Below are 345 nucleotides of genomic sequence, written 5' to 3'. Positions count from 1 at the left end.
TGTTCCTGCGCCTGATCAAGTTTCCGGCGAGCTGGATGTTCGGCGCCATGATCGCCTCCAGCGTGCTGCATGGCGCCGGCTGGGTCGAGGGCGGCCTGCCGGACTGGGTGCGCGGCGTGGCGCTGGTCGGCATCGGCGCGCTGATCGGCAGCCGTTTCGCGCGGATGCGGATCAAGACCCTCGCCGGCCACATCAACGCGGCGCTGGGCTCGTTTACCGTGGCGATCGCCGTCTCCGCCGTTTTCGTCGGCATCGTGGCGCTGACCACGCAGGTCAAGTTCTCCGATGTCGTGGTCGCCTTCGCGCCGGGCGCGATGGATGCCATGCTGGCGCTGGCGCTGACCT

At 69.0% G+C, this 345-nt stretch carries 1 protein-coding gene; it reads left to right on the top strand.

Annotated elements, in window-relative coordinates:
* The coding region (locus tag AABA86_RS33480) for an AbrB family transcriptional regulator (protein ID WP_338309777.1) at positions 1-345 on the top strand (345 nt) is incomplete at both ends.

The sequence above is a fragment of the Bradyrhizobium sp. TM233 genome, from assembly GCF_036247965.1.
GTDB lineage: Bacteria > Pseudomonadota > Alphaproteobacteria > Rhizobiales > Xanthobacteraceae > Bradyrhizobium > Bradyrhizobium ottawaense.
The sequence above is the reverse complement of the archived record's forward strand: the minus strand, read 5'-3'. Positions and strand labels throughout refer to the sequence as shown.